Here is a 16,190-nt window from a genome sequence, read left to right as displayed (position 1 = left end):
GATGAGTGATCACGTGTACCGAGTTGTCGAGGTCGTCGGTTCGTCGAGCGACAGCACCGACGCGGCCATCAAGAACGCCATCGCGCGGACCAACGAGACCGTGCGCAACGTCGAGTGGTTCGAGGTCGTCGAGACCCGGGGTCACGTCGAGAACGGCGCCGTCGCGCACTACCAGGTCACAGTGAAGGTCGGATTCCGTGTGGAGCCGGGCGACGCGGTCTGACATCGCGCACGGTTCTCGCGCAAAATTGGAACACGTTATAGTCTGGTGTCACATCTCGACGTTGGACTGCGCGTACTCAGGTAGGGGAGAACCGTGGCTTATGTGATCACGCAGCCGTGCTGCAACGACGCATCGTGCGTCGATGTCTGTCCGGTCAATTGCATCCATCCCACACCGGACGAGAAGCCGTTCGCCACCACGGAAATGCTGTACATCGACCCGGACACCTGCATCGACTGCGGGGCCTGCGTCGAGGAGTGCCCGGTGGAGGCCATCTACGCGGAGAACGACCTCGACGAGGTCGACGAGCCGTACCTCGACATCAACGCGCAGTACTACACCAAACACCCCATCGGCCCCGACTGGCCCGAGCCGCTGAAGCTGCCTCAGATCGACGCAGCCCTCGGCACGCTCCATGTCGCGGTCGTGGGGTCGGGTCCGGCCGCCTGCTACGCCGCGATGGAACTGACCGCGAAGCCGCGCATCGAGGTCGACATCTTCGACCGCCTGCCCACCCCGTACGGGCTGGTGCGCGCCGGTGTCGCGCCGGACCATCCGGGCACCAAGGGCGTCACGGACCAGTTCCGCTCCGTCGTCGGCAAGCGCACGGTGCACTGTCACTTCAACGTCGAAGTGGGCCGGGACGTGAGCCACGAGGAACTGCTCGCACACCATCACGCCGTCATCTACGCGGTCGGCGCGGCGGGCGACCGCGCGCTGGGCATTCCCGGCGAGGATCTGGTCGGCAGCCACGCCGCCACCGAGTTCGTGGCCTGGTACAACGGTCACCCCGATTACGCCGACCGCACGTTCGACCTGTCGGGGGAGCGGGCCGTCATCGTCGGCAACGGCAACGTGGCGCTCGACGTGGCCCGCATCCTCGTCACCGATCCGGAGATCCTGGCCAAGACGGACCTCGCGGACCACGCCCTCGAGGCCCTGCGGGCGAGCAACATCCGTGAGGTCGTCATTCTCGGGCGACGGGGCCCCGCCCAGGCCGCCTACACCAATCCCGAACTCCTGGCGCTCGGGCGCATGCCGAACGTGGACATCGTCGTCGACCCGGAGGAAGCGGTGCTCGACCCGGCGAGCCGCGCGTTCGTCGACGGTGACGAGGCCGAGCCGTCGCACCGCCACAAGGTGCGGCAGGTCGAGGAGTTCGCCCGGCGCACCGCCGATCCGGCGAAGAAGCGGATCGTGCTGCGTTTCCTGACGTCACCCGTGGAGATTCTCGGCACCGACGCCGTCGAATCGGTGCGCGTCGCGAAGAACGAGTTGGTCGCGGACGCGTCCGGCAGGCTCAGCGCCAAACCGTCCGACGTCACCTCGACCCTGGACACCGGCCTGGTGCTGCGCTCGATCGGCTACCGCGGTCAGCCCGTGGCCGGTATCCCCTTCGACGACCGTCGCGGCGTCGTCCCCAACGAGAACGGCCGGGTGATCGATCCGGAGACCGGCGCGCCGGTGCCCGGCGTGTACGTGGCGGGCTGGATCAAGCGCGGACCGACGGGCGTGATCGGCACCAACAAGTACTGCTCCGCGGAGACGGTCACGATGCTGATCGACGACTTCTCCGCCGGGCGGCTCGACGCGCCCGCCGAACGTGAGGCCCTCGACCGGCTGATCGCCGAGCGTGCGCCCGACGCCGTCGACTACCAGGGCTGGCAGCGGATCGACAAGACCGAGCGTGCCGGGGGCAGGGCGGCCGGTCGGACGCGCACCAAGTTGATCACCATCGAGAGCATGCTCGCCGCCGCTCGTGCCGAGACCTGATCGTGAGCGCTTCTTGACCACTCGGTGACACCACCACCCCGCAGGCCGCGGAGCGGCAACGATTGCGGGCAAATTGCTCGCGGCCGGATGATGTGTGTTAATGGCAGTGCGCGATTGGTAGGTCCGTCGGGGACGCGCGTTGCACACGTCGTCGAACGAGAGTGGTCATATGGGCAAGTCAGGAATCGGTTTTTCCAGGAACAAGCACTGGTCTTCGCGCGTTGCTGTCGCACTGACCGGGGCCGTCGTCTCCGGAACTGCGCTGGTCGGGGCCGCACAGGCCGCACCGCTCTTTCCCGGTGGACCGGAGATTCCGAGTCTTCCCACCCTGCCCGGACTGCCCGGCGCGCCGCAGCTGCCGCTTCCCGAACCGGCACCCGCGCCCGCGAACTTCTCGGCTCCGTCCCTCAACCCGGGTGCGGGCGAGGTCGTCGGTGTCGCGCAACCGGTGATCATCCGCTTCAACGAGGCGATCGGCGACCGCGCCGCCGCCGAGCGTGCGATCAAGGTCACCACCAGCCAGCCCGTCGAGGGTGGTTTCTACTGGATCAACGACAGTCAGGTCCGCTGGAAGCCCACCGAGTTCTGGCCCGCGAACACCGAGGTGACCGTGGACGCCGGCGACTCGCACTCCACGTTCACCATCGGCGACGCACTGGTGGCGACCGCGGACGACAACACCAAGCAGATCACCGTCACCCGGAACGGCGAAGTGGTCAAGACCATGCCGACGTCGATGGGTAAGACCGATCACGAGACGCCGAACGGCACGTACATCATCGGCGACAAGTTCCGTGACATGTACATGGATTCGTCCACGTACGGGGTCCCGGTCGACTCGGCCGAGGGGTACCGCACGTACGTCGAGTACGCCACCCGCATGTCGTACAGCGGCATCTTCGTCCACGCCGCACCGTGGTCGGTGGACGCCCAGGGCAACACCAACGTGAGCCACGGCTGCCTCAACGTGAGCACCGAAGACGCCAAGTGGTTCTACGAGAACTCGAAGAAGGGCGACGCCGTGGTCGTGCAGAACACCGCGGGCGGCGTGCTGAGCGGCTCCGACGGTCTCGGCGACTGGAACCGCTGACCCGATCCGACCACGTTCTTCCCGTAGCCCGCACAGTTCAATGTGCGGGCTACGGCAATTTACCGGCTATTCGTAAACGGTCGTCAGACTGCCGCAGTGAGATCGAGTCCGGAACGAACCCTGCCGTCGCCGGGAAAGCAGGGATTGCTCGGGCGTCCGTGGCGGGACTACGCGCTGTTCGCAGCGCTGGTGGGTCCCAATCTGGTTCTGCTCGTTCTGTTCACCTACCGGCCCCTGGTCGACAACATCCGGCTGTCGTTCTTCGACTGGAACATCGCCGACCCTGTCGCCACATTCGTCGGCTGGGGCAACTACCGCGAGTGGTGGAGTCGTCCCGACACCTGGCAGATCGTCGGGAACACCGTGGTGTTCACCGTCGCGACCGTGGCGGGATCGATGGTCGCCGGTCTCGCGCTCGCCATGCTGCTGGACCGTAACCTGCACGGCCGCAACCTCGTCCGCTCGGCTATCTTCGCGCCGTTCGTCATCTCCGGCGCCGCGATCGGCGTGGCGTTCCAGTTCGTGTTCGATCCCCGGTTCGGGTTGATCCAGGATCTGCTGCACCGTGCCGGGGTCGGCTCCGTCCCCGACTTCTATCAGGATCCGCACTGGGCGCTGTTCATGGTGACGGTCACCTACATGTGGAAGAACCTCGGCTACACATTCGTGATCTACCTTGCGGCACTGCAGGGTACGCGACGTGAGCTGACGGAGGCCGCGGAGATCGACGGGGCGGGCCGGTGGACGACGTTCCGCCGGGTCATCCTCCCGCAGCTGCGTCCGACCACCTACTTCCTCTCGATCACGGTGATGCTGGGCTCCCTTCAGGTGTTCGACATCATCAACGTGATGACCCGGGGCGGTCCACTCGGTACCGGAACCACCACCATGGTGTACCAGGTCTACAACGAGTCGTTCCGCAACTTCCGGGCCGGTTACGGCGCCACCGTGGCCACGATCATGTTCCTGGTCCTGCTCGGGATCACCGTCTACCAGGTGCGGATCATGGATCGCGGTGACGGCCGGTGACCGCGGACACGGTGCGCGATCAGCGCACCGCGGATGTGCCGGTGACGGAAGACCCGGCCCGTGACCATCGCCGGCGGGAAGCGCTCGCGACGGCGCTGGGATACGCCGCGATGGTGGCGGTGCTGGTCATGGTGGCCCTGCCGCTGTACTGGATCGTGATGACGTCCTTCAAGGATCGCCCGGACGTCTACACCATGCCGGTCACCTGGTGGCCCGGAACGTTCCATCCCGAGAACTACTCGGAGGCCACCACGTCGGTGCCGTTCTGGACGTTCCTGCGTAACTCGGTGATCATCACCGGGGTGCTGGCCGTCGTGAAGTTCGGGCTCGGCGTGTTCAGCGCCTACGGGCTGGTGTTCCTGCGGTTCCCGGGCAAGAACCTCGTCTTCCTCGGCATCATCGCCGCATTGATGGTGCCCAACCAGATCACGGTCATCTCCAACTACGCACTCGTCGCCGAATGGGGCTGGCGGAACAGCTTTCACGGCATCATCGTCCCGCTGGCCGGGGTCGCGTTCGGAACGTTCCTGATGCGCAACCACTTCCTGTCGATACCCACCGAGATCATCGAGGCCGCACGGATGGACGGCGCAGGCCACTTCCGGCTGCTGTGGCGGGTGGTCCTGCCGGTGTCGGGCCCCACCATGGTGGCGTTCGCGATCATCACCGTCGTCACCGAATGGAACGAATACCTGTGGCCGTTCCTGATGGCCGACGACGCCTCCGTCGCGCCGCTGCCGATCGGGCTGACCCAACTCCAGAACAACGACGGGCTCACCAACTGGGGTCCGGTCATGGCGGGAACGGTACTCACGATGCTGCCGATTCTCGTGGTTTTCCTTGTGCTGCAACGGCACATGATCAAGGGCCTCACGTCGGGTGCGGTCAAGGGATAGCGGAGAACGAGGAGAGACATGAATCGGATGAACCGTCGGGGATTCCTCGGGCTGGCGGGTGCGGTGGCCGCCGGTGCCGCGCTGACGGCGTGCGCCGGGTCGGGGTCGGGCACGTCGGCGCCGTCCGGTGCGGCGGGCGACGCGAACACCATCACGTTCTGGTCCAACCACCCCGGCAAGTCGCAGGACGTCGAACGTGAACTGATCAACCGGTTCCAGGCGAAATACCCCGACCTCACCGTGAACCTCGTCGACGGCGGAAAGAACTACGAGGAGGTGTCGCAGAAGTTCAACGCGGCCCTGTCGGGTGGCGAACTGCCCGACGTCGTGGTCCTGTCGGACGTCTGGTGGTTCAACTACGCCCTGACCGGCGCCATCGAACCGCTCGACGGACTGTTCGGGGAGGTCGGTGTCGACTCCGCCGACTACGTCGACTCGCTGCTCGCCGACTACCTGTTCGAGGGCAAGCACTTTGCCCTCCCGTACGCACGGTCGACGCCGCTGTTCTACTACAACAAGCAGGTGTGGGCGCAGGCCGGTCTGCCCGATCGCGGGCCCGCCACCTGGCAGGAGTTCGACGAGTGGGGTCCCGAACTGCAGCGGGTGATGGGCGGCGGCAAGCTGGCCCACGGCTGGGGTGACGCCAAGAACTACCTCGGCTGGACGTTCGAGGGACCGGTCTGGACGTTCGGCGGGGCGTACTCGGACCAGTGGGACCTGAAGTTCGGCGACGAGAAGACGCTCGCCGCGGGGACGTTCCTGAAGGACATGATCCACACGAAGAAGTACGCGGCCGTGTCGAGCGACATCGCCAACGAGTTCGGCGCCGGCATCCTCGCCTCGACCATCGCGTCGACCGGTGACCTGTCGGGGATCACCAAGTCGGCCGCGTTCGACTTCGGCACCGCGTTCCTCCCCGCGTCGGGCGCGCCGGGCTGCCCGACCGGCGGCGCGGGCCTCGCGATTCCGGCGCGGATCTCCGACGAGCGCAAGAAGAACGCGCTGACGTTCATCGACTTCGTGACCAACGGCGAGAACACCGCGTACTTCTCCCAGAACGTCGGGTACATGCCCGTCCGCAAATCCGCTGTCGAGGACCCGGCCATGAAGGCGTACCTCGACGCGAACCCCGACGCGCGCACCGCCGTCGACCAACTCGCGAAGACCCGGTCGCAGGACTACGCCCGTGTGTTCGTCCCCGGCGGCGACCAGATCATCGGTACCGGACTCGAACAGATCGCGCTGCAGAACGCGGACGTGGCGACGACGTTCGCGGGCGTCGGGACGCAACTCCAGCAGATCATCGACCGCCAGATCACACCCAAGTTGCCTCAGTAGGAGGAGAAGGAACATTCATGGCCCACGTGCAGTTCGCAGGTGTCACCCACCGCTATTCCGGAGCGGATCGACCCGCCGTCGATCGACTGGACCTCGACATCGCGGACGGCGAGTTCCTCGTCCTCGTGGGTCCGTCCGGGTGCGGTAAGTCGACCAGCCTGCGGATGCTGGCCGGCCTCGAGGCCGTCGAGGCGGGCCGCATCGAGATCGGCGGCACCGACGTCACCGCGCTGCCGCCCCGGGCGCGGGACGTGGCCATGGTGTTCCAGAGTTACGCGCTCTACCCGAACATGACCGTCGCCGACAACATGGGTTTCGCGCTCCGCAACGCCGGCGTCGGGAAGGTGGACCGCACCGCGCGGGTGCTGGAAGCGGCACGGATGCTCGAACTGGAACCGCTGCTGGATCGCAAACCGGCGAAACTGTCCGGCGGGCAACGTCAACGGGTCGCGATGGGCCGGGCCATCGTGCGGCACCCCAAGGTGTTCTGCATGGACGAACCGCTGAGCAATCTCGACGCGAAGCTGCGGGTGAGCACCCGCTCGCAGATCGCGGGCCTGCAGCGCCGGCTCGGCACGACCACCGTGTACGTCACCCACGACCAGGTGGAGGCCATGACGATGGGCGACCGGGTGGCGGTCATGCAGGGCGGCCGCCTCCAGCAGGTCGCCCGGCCCCGCGATCTGTACGACAACCCGGTCAACACGTTCGTCGCCGGGTTCATCGGTTCGCCCGGAATGAACCTCATGGACACCCCGATCCGCGACGGCGTCGCCGAACTGGGCGACTTGCGTATTCCCGTGCCGCGCTCGGCGATCGGAGACGGTTCCGTGATCGTCGGAGTGCGCCCGGAGTCGTGGACGCTGGTGGGGTCTTGGCGCAAGGACTCGTACACGGTCGATACCGACCTGCTCGAGGAACTCGGGGCGGAGTCCTTCGTGTACGCCTCCGGGACATCCGGGAAGGTGGTGGTGCGGGTGGACCGCACCCGCACCGTCGCCGCGGGGGAGAGGGTGCACCTGCAGCCGAAGCCCGGCGAGGTGTACTTCTTCTCCGCGGCGACGGGGAACCGTCTGCGGTAGTCGCTACCAGATCTTGACGCGCTCCTCCGGATCGAGGTACAGCGCGTCACCGGGCTGGACGTCGAACGCGTCGTGGAACGTGTCGAGGTTGCGGACCACACCGTTGCAGCGGAACTCCGGCGGCGAGTGCGGATCGACGGCGAGCCTACGGAGCGCCTCGGCGTCCCGGGCCTTGGTGCGCCACACCTGCGCCCAGCCGAAGAACACCCGCTGGAGACCGGTGAGACCGTCGAGAACCTCGGGGTCGGACCCTTCCGTCGCGATCCGGTACGCCGCGATGGCGATGGACAGGCCACCGAGGTCGCCGATGTTCTCACCGATGGTGAACTCACCGTTCACTGCGTGGCCGGGCAGCGCCTTCGGCTCGAACTCGTTGTACTGCTCGATCAGCGCCTTCGTGCGCTTGCCGAACTCGGTCCGGTCGTCGTCGGTCCACCAGTCGACCATGTTGCCGTCGCCGTCGTACTTGGCGCCCTGATCGTCGAAGCCGTGGCCGATCTCGTGACCGATGACGGCACCGATTCCGCCGTAGTTGGCGGCGTCGTCGGCTGCGGCGTCGAAGAACGGCGGCTGCAGAATGGCTGCGGGAAAGACGATTTCGTTCATACCCGGGTTGTAGTAGGCGTTGACCGTCTGGGGTGTCATGAACCACTCGTCGCGGTCGACGGGGCCACCGAGCTTCGCGAGGTCGCGGTCGTACTCCGCGGCGTAGCCGCTGCGGTAGTTGCCGACCAGGTCGTCGCGGGAGATGGTGACGGCCGAGTAGTCGCGCCACTTGTCGGGGTAGCCGATCTTGGGCGTGAACTTCTCCAGCTTGCGCAACGCGGCCTGCCGCGTCTCCGGGCTCATCCAGTCCAGGTCGGAGATGTTGCGCCGGTACGCCTCCTGCAGGTTGGCGACGAGTTCCTGCATGCGGGCCTTCGCGTCCGCCGGGAAGTGGCGTTCGACGTAGAGCTTGCCGACCGCTTCGCCCAGCAGATCCTGAACCAGGGACACGCCGCGCTTCCAGCGCTCACGGATCTCCTCGGCGCCGGTCAGCGTCTTCCCGTAGAACGCGAAATTCTCGTCGACCAGGGCCTGCGTGAGGTACGGGGCGCGGGAGCGGATGACGTTCCACGTCGCCCACGCCTTCCAGTCGTCGAGATCCTCGGACGTCCACAGCTCGGTCAGGGTAGTGAGGAAGTCGGGCTGGCGGACCACGATCTCGGCGAACTGCTCGGACGTGCCGCCGAGTGCGCCGATCCACGACGACCAGTCCAGCCCGGCCGGGAGCTGGTCGAGGGTGAGCAGGTTGTAGCTCAGCTCGGCGTCGCGACGCTTCACGACGTCCCAATGACCTGCCGCGATCTTGGTTTCCAGTTCGAACACGCGCTGCGCGTCGTAATCGACGCCGGCGAGGGCGAACATCTTCGCGATGTGCTTCACGTACGCGGTGCGGATCTCCGCGTAGTCGTCCTGACGGTAGTACGACTCGTCGGGCAGGCCGATGCCCGACTGACTGAAGTGGACGAGGTAACGCTCGGAGTTCTTGGCGTCCGTGTCGACGTAGTGACCGACCGCCCCGCCGACCCCCGTGCGCTGCTGGCGGCCGATGACGGCGGCGAGCGCGGAGAGGTCGGCGGCCGAGGCCACGTCGGCGAGCTCACCGGCGATCGGTGCGAGCCCCGCGGCCTCGACCACGTCCGCGTCCATGAAGCTGCCGTACAGGTCGCCGATGCGCTGGGCGTCGGTCCCCGGCGCCGCGCCGGAGTCCGCCGCCTCCTCGATGATGGTCTGGACGTCGACCTCGGCCTTGTCGTACAGCGTTCGGAACGCGCCGTCGATCGCCCGATCCGCGGGAATCTCGTAGTCGTCGATCCACTTGCCGTTCACGTGGACGAAGAGGTCGTCCTGGGCGCGGGTGTCGTTGTCGAGGTGAGTGAGGTCGATGCCGGAGCGCTGAGCCGTGGTCATGCGTTCCATCCTTACACCGTTCCGCGCCGGGAGGTCCACCACTGCGCTCAGGGCGAAACCAAGGGCCGGGGATCGATCAGACGTCGATGCCGAGGTTGATCGCCGCGAGGTAGCCGTCCGACTGCTTGGCGACGGTCAGCAGGCCGGCGTCGTCGTAGATGCTGTCGGTGGAGTTGTTCACGTTGTTCTCCCGTCCGGTGTGATCGGAGTACGGCGCGGTCGCGTACACCTCGTCGAGCAGGGCCTCGTCGAAGAACAGCTGGGTGGTGAGCACCGTCTTCTTGTCGATGTGCACCTTGAGGTGGATGTGGGTGGTCCGGCTGATGTACCAGCCGGGGAAGACGGTGGTGAACTGGGCGATGCCGTTCGCGTCCGTGGTCTGGGCGCCGCGCAGGTAGGTGCCGTCGTCCGTGGTGGTGGCCTCGCTGTCGCCGACGCTGTAGGACCCGTCGGACGTCTCACCGGAACCGCCGGACATGTCGCCGCCGGGGCCACCCGCACCGGGACCACCGGGACCACCGGCCGGGGGCTGGCCGCCACCGGGTCCGCCTGCCGGCGGCGCGCCTGCGGGGGCGCCGTTGCCGCTGAGGTCCGCGGCCTTGGAACCCGACTCGAAGCCGGAGTACACGCCGCCCGCGTCGCAGTGCCAGATCTCCACGACGGCATTGCTCACCACCGCGGCGGAGCCGTCCGCGGAACAGTTCGTCAGGTCCTGCACCCGCAGTGCAAGCTGCAGGTCCGTGCCCGGCCGGTCTTCGCGGATGTCGCTGCGGATGGAGTCGACGTCGAACCAGTACGGTCCCTGCGTCTCCTCGACGGCCAGGACGCACTGCGGTGCCTGGTCGAGCAGGGCGGTCACCGTGTCGGCGCTCGTCGTCGTGGCACTGGATGCGGTTGCGGTCGACGTGGCCGATGCCGACGTGCTGCTGCTCCCGTTTCCGGTGCAGGCGGCGATGAGCCCACCCAGACTCACCGTTCCACCGACCGCCAGCGCGCGGCGGCGGCTGATGCGCAGACGGCTCTTCTCGACGTCCTTGTTCACTATGCGTACCTCTCCATGATCGGGCTGTGACCCGATCGTGGCGCACGAACCTGCGCGCAGCGTGCCGTCCGGCTGTGAACTTGCTGGGAACTCACCCGCCGAGGCGGGCGTGCATCTCCCAGACGAGGACCTCGGCGCCGGAGTGCGAGGTGACCTGCTGGCCACCGGAGGCGCTCAAACGGACGGCGTCCCCCTCGTACAGGGTGCCGACACCCTCCATCTCGGCGGTGCCCCGGGCCACGAAGACATGGAGGAACGGCGCTTCGGGAAGCGTCACCGATGCGCCGGGGAAAAGTCGCGCGACATGCAGAGCCGCGTGCTTGTTGCTGATCCGGATCGCCGAATTATCCTTGTATTCCGGCATTCCGGACGCAACGGGCACGAGCCCGCCCTTGAGGATCTCGTCCTCGATCTCGAGTTGTTCGTAACCCGGAGTGAGGCCGGCTTCGTCGGGTACCACCCACATCTGGACGAAATGCACCGGCTCGTGGTGCTGCTCACCGTCGAGGCGCCAGCTGTCGTTCTTCTCGGAATGCATGATGCCCTTGCCTGCGCTCATGCGTTGCGCAAGGCCGGGATAGATGATGCCGGAGTGGCCGATCGAGTCCTGGTGCACGAGCGAGCCGCGCAGCACCCACGTGACGATCTCCATGTCCTTGTGCGGATGCGTGTCGAATCCCTGACCGGGGAGCACGGTGTCGTCGTTGTTCACGAGAAGCAGACCGTGGTGTGTGTTGTCGGGGTCGTAGTGCTGGCCGAAGGAGAACGAATGCTTCGAATCCAACCAGGAAATCTTGGTTTTCAGCCGATCGCCGGCGCGATGAACATAGACGTGAGGGGTGGTGACTGCTGGCATATCGGTCCTCCTTCGGGTGGTACCCGGTCCAGAGTACGAGGTGCCGGCTGCGGGTACTCGCAAGACGGTGTCGATTGTGCATCGAATTCATCGCCTACCGGCAGCGGTGGAGGACCCGCGTCGAAGGCGAAATGAGGTTGCGCAGTGCGACATTGGAGTACCGAGCGCTCGTAAGGCGATGTTCGGCAACAGCTTTCGCCGACGGTGGGAAAAGCGTGAAAGACGGGCGTCCAGTTCGTGCCGCCGCGAATGCCCGCTTCGGCCGGGCCCGCGGCGTACAGTTCGAATTGTGCGTCCGGAAGTCGCAGGATTTCCGGTTCGTCGCAGACAGCGGAAGGAGCGTGATGAAGGCGAATTCGGATCGACACGATCAGCACCTCCCCGAGCACCAGCGGATCGCAGACCTCGTCGACGACATGGAAGACCGGCTGGTGGCCGAGCGTGAGGCGAAGGGAATCGCGGGCAACGCGTCCGAGCGGAAGCAGGCGGAACAGGTCGAGCCCGACGACCAGGCTCCCGAATAACACCCGTGAGTACTTGTTAACCGCGGGCGGTTGACAAGTACTCACAGGGGGTTACTCGAAGAAGCGGTACACGGCCTCGACGACTACCGCGGGACGTTCGCTGCCCTCGAGTTCGATCTGTCCGGCGACGGTCACCTGGACGCCGCCCTTGGGCAGCTCCTCGACGGACTGCAGCGTGGCGTTCAGCCGGACGCGTCCCTCGGCGGGCACGGGGTTGGTGAATCGGACCTTGTTGAGACCGTAGTTGACGGCCATGGTCACGCTGTCGACGGTCAGGACCTCGTCCCACATGGGGATGATCAGCGACAACGTGAGGTAGCCGTGCGCGATGGGCCCGCCGAACGGGCTCTCCGCGTTGGCGCGCTCGGGGTCGACGTGGATCCACTGGTGATCGTCGGTGGCGTCGGCGAACGTGTTGATCCGCTGCTGGGGGATGTCGATCCACGAGCTGGTGCCCAGCGGCCGGCCCTCGAGTGCGGCCAGGTCGGCGAGGGTGGCGACGCGGGTGGTGGTTGCGGTGGTCACGATAAGTCTCCTGGTGGTTCGGTGGGGCCGGGGGTCAGTGCTTGATGCCGAGGACGCGCAGCGCGTTCTGCTTGAAGATCAGCGGCGCGACCTCAGGTTTGATGTCGAGGTTCTCGAAGTCCTTCATCCAGCGGTCGACCTGGATGACGGGGAAGTCGGAGCCGAACAGCACCTTGCCGCGGAGCATGCTGTTCGCGGCCTTGACCAGCTGCGGCGGGAAGTACTTCGGCGACCACCCGGACAGGTCGATGAAGACGTTGGCCTTGTGGGTGGCGATGGAGATCTGCGAGTCGACCCACGGCACCGACGGGTGGGCCATGATCACGGTGAGGTCCGGGAAGTCGGCGGCGACGTCGTCGAGCAGCATCGGGTCGGAGTAGCGCAGTTTGATGCCGTGGCCGCCGGGCAGCCCGGCGCCGATCCCGGTCTGACCGGTGTGGAACAGGGCGGGGACCCCGGCCTCGGTGATGGCCTCGTAGAGCGGGTAGAACTTCCGGTCGTTCGGTTCGAATCCCTGCATGCTGGGGTGGAACTTGAACCCCTTCACGCCGTAGTCGTCGACGAGCCGGTGGACGCGCCGCACAGCGGCCTTGCCCTGCCAGGGGTCGACGGACCCGAATGGGATCAGGACGTCGTTGTGGCGGGCCGCGCCCTCGGCGATCTCCTCGACGGAGTTGGTCGAGTGTCCGCTGGCCGAGGCCGCGTCGACCGTGAACACGACGGCGGCCATGTTGCGCGAGCGGTAGTGGTCGGCGATCGCGTCGATGGACGGGGTGCGTTCCTCCCCGGACTTGAAGTACTTCTCCGAAGCGGCCATGAGTTCGTCGTCGAGGGACCGGTGGCCGCAGCCGTCGATCTCGACGTGGGTGTGGATGTCGATGGCATCGATCGTGTCGAAGTCGATGCCGTACTCGTAGCGGCTCACTTCGCCATCAGCTCCTCGGGGAATTCCTCGCCGACGGACTGGACGGCGTCGCCGAACGTGCCAGTCCACTGAGCCGCGATGTCGTCGGCCGACCAGCCACCGTCGTGGTACTCGACCGCGGTCAGGTCGGGGTGCGACCACAACGCGAGGCGGTCGCCACCGACGGCGAAGGCCTGGCCGGTGATCTCGGCTGCCGCGTCGGACGCGAGGAACGAGATGATGCCAGCGGCGTCCTCGGGGGTGCCCAGGCCCACCTCGCGGCGGATGATGTCGGGCAGCGGCTCGCCGTTCTTCATGCCCTCGATGTAGGGGGCGAGGAAGGGGACGGTCTCGGTCATCGCGGTCGCGGCGACGGGGCAGACGGCGTTCGCGGTGATGCCCGCACGCTGCAGTTCCATCGCCCAGGTGCGGACCATGCCGACGATGCCGGACTTGGCGCCCGAGTAGTTGGTCTGCCCGAAGTTGCCGCGCTGGCCGGCGGGGGAGCCGATGCAGATGATGCGACCACCGTCGCCCTGCTCGCGGAACTTCAGGACCGCTTCTCGGACGCAGGTGAACGTGCCGCGCAGGTGCACGTTGATGACGGCGTCGAAGTCGTCGTCGGTCATCTTCCACAGCACTTTGTCGCGGAGGATGCCGGCGTTGGTGACCATGACGTCGAGGCGTCCGAACGCGTCGATCGCGCCGGCGACCAGCTTCTGGGCGGTTTCGGTGCTGCCGACCGGGGCGACGACGGCGACGGCCCTGCCGCCCGCGGCGGTGATCTCGGCGACGGCGGCGTCGGCGGTGGCCTGGTTGACGTCGTTGATCACGACCGCGGCGCCGTGGCGCACGAGGTCCTTGGCGTACGCCAGTCCGAGGCCCTGTCCGCTGCCGGTGACTACGGCGACTTTGTTGCTGAGGTCCATGTCGGGATTCTCCTAAGGTCGTGTTCGCTGAATCACACGTAATCATTGATGATTGAGAATGTCAATGATTAAGGTCTGCTACTCTACCGACAATCATCAGAAGGGGGTCGTCGCATGGCAGAGTCGCAGGCGTTATCGGACGACATCGGGTTCCTGCTCTCGCGCGTCGGCGGAATGGTGCTGGGCGCGGTGAACAAAGCCCTCGTACCCACGGGCCTGCGGGTGCGTTCCTACTCGGTCCTGGTCCTCGCCTGCGAACAGGCCGAGGGCGTCAACCAGCGCGGGGTGGCCGCCACCATGGGTCTCGACCCCAGTCAGATCGTGGGGCTGGTCGACGAGCTCGAAGAACGCGGACTCGTCGTGCGCACCCTCGACCCCTCGGATCGCCGCAACAAACTGATCGCTGCCACCGACGAGGGACGCCGGCTCCGCGACGACGCCAAGGCGCGGGTCGACGCCGCGCACGGACGCTACTTCGTGGGCATCCCCGACACGGTCGTGAATCAGATGCGGGACACGTTGCAGAGCATCGCCTTTCCCACCCTCGTCGAGTAGGGCGCAATGACCGAGCTCCTCGCCCCGGCCCCGCCCGGCATGTCGTTCCTCGCCACGTTCGTCGTGGAGGTGGCCGAGCCGGTGGAGATCGGTTCCACGCCCGAAGGCACACGGCGCATCATTCCCATCGTCGGTGGTCGAGTGGAGGGCCCCGAGCTGCGGGGCACCGTGTTGCCGGTCGGGGCGGACTTCCAGTTGCTCAGCTCGTCCACGCTCACCGAACTCGAGGCCAAGTACGCCATCGAGACCGACGAGGGCGACCGCATCTACGTCACCAACTTCGGGCTCCGCTCGGGTACCGCCGAAGACATCGCCCGGTTGGTCGACGGCAAGCCCGTCCCACCCGAGCGCATCTACTTCCGCTGCACACCACGGCTCACCGCCCCCGAGGGCCGATGGTCGTGGCTGCGCTCGCGGATCCTCGTCGGCACCGGGGAACGCCTCCCCGGCGAGGTGCGTCTCACGGTGTTCGTGGTGGACTGACCGGCCGTGGAGATCCGCTGGATGAAGTCGTTCGTCGCCGTCGCCGAGGAACTCAACTACGGCCGGGCCGCCGAGGTCCTGCACATCGCGCAACCAGCGGTGAGCCAGCAGGTCCAGCAGCTCGAGAAACGCCTCGGCGTGAAACTGTTCGACCGCACCACGCGGTCGGTCCGGCTCACCGCGGCGGGGGAGCGCTTCCTGCAGCCGTGCAAGGACGCGCTCGCCGGGATCGATCGGGCCGTCGATGCCGCGGTGATCGCGGATCCGGCGGTCGAGGGTCGCGTCCGGGTCGGTTTCAGCGGCGCCTACGGGCAGACCGAATTGTCCTCTCTGGCAAGGTCGGTGCGCCGTCGGTACCCCCTGATCGATCTCGTCCTCGAGGGAGCGACGGTCAGCGGGCAGATCCTCGACGAAATCTGGGAGGGACAACTCGACCTCGGCATCGTCTCGGACGCGGTGTCCCACCCCCACGTGCTCACGCGGCAGATCTCGGTGGAGTACCTCAGTGCACTGCTCCCGAGCGATCACCCACTCGCCGACCGGAAGTCGATCGACCTCGCGGAACTGCGCGACGAAACATTCGTCGCGAATCCCGCCGCCACCGGATCCACGCTCCGCCGCGATCTGCTCGCCGCGTGCCGGGATGCCGGGTACACGCCGAACATCGTGCAGGAGACCACCGACGGCATCGTGCTGACCGCCCTCGTCGCGGCGGGGGTCGGTGTGGCGCTCGTTCCGGGTGACGTGCAGACGTATCCCAATCGGGTGGTGCTCGTTCCCCTCGATACCGGACGATACGAAGTCCGGGCCGCGCTGGCCTGGTCGGACCGTCCCGTGTCGCCCGTAGTGCAGACGGTTCTCGACCTCGCCGCCGAGGTGCTGCCGTCGCCGGATGCCGTCCGCGACGAGCAATAACGATCGCTTATCAATCGGTGCCGATACTGCTCTTGGACGGTGATCGGTTTCTTTGGCAGAGTCTCCCTCGGCG

General features: G+C 66.8%; 17 protein-coding genes. 11 read left to right on the top strand and 6 right to left on the bottom strand.

The window, feature by feature from the left end; all coding sequences use genetic code 11:
- The first annotated feature begins 1 nt into the window (after position 1).
- From OYT95_RS11070 to OYT95_RS11040, 7 genes are all read left to right on the top strand, one after another.
- The gene (locus OYT95_RS11070) at positions 2 to 223 is read left to right on the top strand and encodes a dodecin (RefSeq protein WP_037232790.1); all 222 of its coding nucleotides are present in this window, start codon (positions 2 to 4) and stop codon (positions 221 to 223) included.
- Between the two features lie 93 nt (positions 224 to 316).
- Positions 317 to 1,996 (top strand): FAD-dependent oxidoreductase, encoded by a 1,680-nt coding sequence (locus tag OYT95_RS11065; protein ID WP_037232793.1) that lies wholly within the window; start codon positions 317 to 319, stop codon positions 1,994 to 1,996.
- 169 nt (positions 1,997 to 2,165) lie between these two features.
- Positions 2,166 to 3,086 carry a L,D-transpeptidase gene (locus OYT95_RS11060; protein WP_105421182.1) on the top strand — a complete coding sequence of 307 codons (921 nt, stop codon included), beginning with the start codon at positions 2,166 to 2,168 and terminating at the stop codon, positions 3,084 to 3,086.
- 57 nt (positions 3,087 to 3,143) lie between these two features.
- Positions 3,144 to 4,115: a carbohydrate ABC transporter permease gene (locus tag OYT95_RS11055; RefSeq protein ID WP_442972566.1), complete on the top strand. Its 972-nt coding sequence runs from the start codon at positions 3,144 to 3,146 to the stop codon at positions 4,113 to 4,115.
- Positions 4,112 to 5,011: a carbohydrate ABC transporter permease gene (locus OYT95_RS11050; RefSeq protein WP_128639790.1), complete on the top strand. Its 900-nt coding sequence runs from the start codon at positions 4,112 to 4,114 to the stop codon at positions 5,009 to 5,011. The genes OYT95_RS11055 and OYT95_RS11050 overlap by 4 nt, the downstream gene beginning before the upstream one ends.
- Positions 5,012 to 5,029: 18 nt before the next feature.
- Positions 5,030 to 6,349, top strand: coding sequence for an ABC transporter substrate-binding protein (locus tag OYT95_RS11045; protein ID WP_268791469.1), 1,320 nt, complete (start codon positions 5,030 to 5,032; stop codon positions 6,347 to 6,349).
- Between the two features lie 17 nt (positions 6,350 to 6,366).
- Positions 6,367 to 7,431, top strand: a complete 1,065-nt coding sequence (locus OYT95_RS11040) for an ABC transporter ATP-binding protein (RefSeq protein ID WP_268791468.1) — start codon at positions 6,367 to 6,369, stop codon at positions 7,429 to 7,431.
- Positions 7,432 to 7,434: 3 nt separating this feature from the next.
- On the opposite strand, the gene OYT95_RS11035 is transcribed toward OYT95_RS11040, so the two are convergent.
- From OYT95_RS11035 to OYT95_RS11025, 3 genes are all read right to left on the bottom strand, one after another.
- Complete coding sequence (locus tag OYT95_RS11035) at positions 7,435 to 9,384, bottom strand: M13 family metallopeptidase (RefSeq protein WP_037232814.1); 1,950 nt, start codon at positions 9,382 to 9,384, stop codon at positions 7,435 to 7,437.
- Positions 9,385 to 9,460: 76 nt separating this feature from the next.
- Complete coding sequence (locus tag OYT95_RS11030) at positions 9,461 to 10,426, bottom strand: intradiol ring-cleavage dioxygenase (protein ID WP_268791467.1); 966 nt, start codon at positions 10,424 to 10,426, stop codon at positions 9,461 to 9,463.
- A 91-nt stretch (positions 10,427 to 10,517) separates the two neighbouring features.
- The gene (locus OYT95_RS11025) at positions 10,518 to 11,282 is read right to left on the bottom strand and encodes a pirin family protein (RefSeq protein WP_112301066.1); all 765 of its coding nucleotides are present in this window, start codon (positions 11,280 to 11,282) and stop codon (positions 10,518 to 10,520) included.
- A gap of 344 nt (positions 11,283 to 11,626) precedes the next feature.
- Between OYT95_RS11025 and OYT95_RS11020 the strand changes: the two genes are divergently transcribed.
- Entirely contained in the window at positions 11,627 to 11,806 is a 180-nt protein-coding gene (locus tag OYT95_RS11020; protein WP_005243850.1) for a hypothetical protein, read from the top strand.
- 51 nt (positions 11,807 to 11,857) lie between these two features.
- Here OYT95_RS11020 and couM read toward each other — a convergent pair whose 3' ends face one another.
- The 3 genes from couM to couN are packed head-to-tail and all read right to left on the bottom strand — an operon-like array spanning position 11,858 to position 14,164.
- Complete coding sequence (gene couM, locus OYT95_RS11015) at positions 11,858 to 12,331, bottom strand: p-hydroxycinnamoyl-CoA hydratase (protein WP_112301065.1); 474 nt, start codon at positions 12,329 to 12,331, stop codon at positions 11,858 to 11,860.
- A 34-nt stretch (positions 12,332 to 12,365) separates the two neighbouring features.
- Positions 12,366 to 13,256 (bottom strand): 4-hydroxyphenyl-beta-ketoacyl-CoA hydrolase, encoded by an 891-nt coding sequence (couO, locus tag OYT95_RS11010; RefSeq protein WP_268791465.1) that lies wholly within the window; start codon positions 13,254 to 13,256, stop codon positions 12,366 to 12,368.
- Positions 13,253 to 14,164 carry a 4-hydroxyphenyl-beta-hydroxyacyl-CoA dehydrogenase gene (couN, locus tag OYT95_RS11005; protein WP_037232827.1) on the bottom strand — a complete coding sequence of 304 codons (912 nt, stop codon included), beginning with the start codon at positions 14,162 to 14,164 and terminating at the stop codon, positions 13,253 to 13,255. The genes couO and couN overlap by 4 nt, the downstream gene beginning before the upstream one ends.
- Before the next feature lie 114 nt (positions 14,165 to 14,278).
- On the opposite strand from couN, the gene couR reads away from it, so the two are divergent.
- The 3 genes from couR to OYT95_RS10990 are packed head-to-tail and all read left to right on the top strand — an operon-like array spanning position 14,279 to position 16,117.
- Complete coding sequence (couR, locus tag OYT95_RS11000; RefSeq protein WP_037232830.1) at positions 14,279 to 14,719, top strand: MarR family transcriptional repressor CouR; 441 nt, start codon at positions 14,279 to 14,281, stop codon at positions 14,717 to 14,719.
- Positions 14,720 to 14,725: 6 nt separating this feature from the next.
- The gene (locus OYT95_RS10995) at positions 14,726 to 15,202 is read left to right on the top strand and encodes a DUF3237 domain-containing protein (RefSeq protein ID WP_268791464.1); all 477 of its coding nucleotides are present in this window, start codon (positions 14,726 to 14,728) and stop codon (positions 15,200 to 15,202) included.
- A 6-nt stretch (positions 15,203 to 15,208) separates the two neighbouring features.
- The gene (locus OYT95_RS10990; protein WP_037232836.1) at positions 15,209 to 16,117 is read left to right on the top strand and encodes a LysR family transcriptional regulator; all 909 of its coding nucleotides are present in this window, start codon (positions 15,209 to 15,211) and stop codon (positions 16,115 to 16,117) included.
- Positions 16,118 to 16,190: the final 73 nt, after the last annotated feature.

It is taken from the genome of Rhodococcus sp. JS3073 (assembly GCF_026810085.1).
GTDB lineage: Bacteria > Actinomycetota > Actinomycetes > Mycobacteriales > Mycobacteriaceae > Rhodococcus_F > Rhodococcus_F wratislaviensis.
This window is presented reverse-complemented; position numbering and strand designations above follow the sequence as displayed.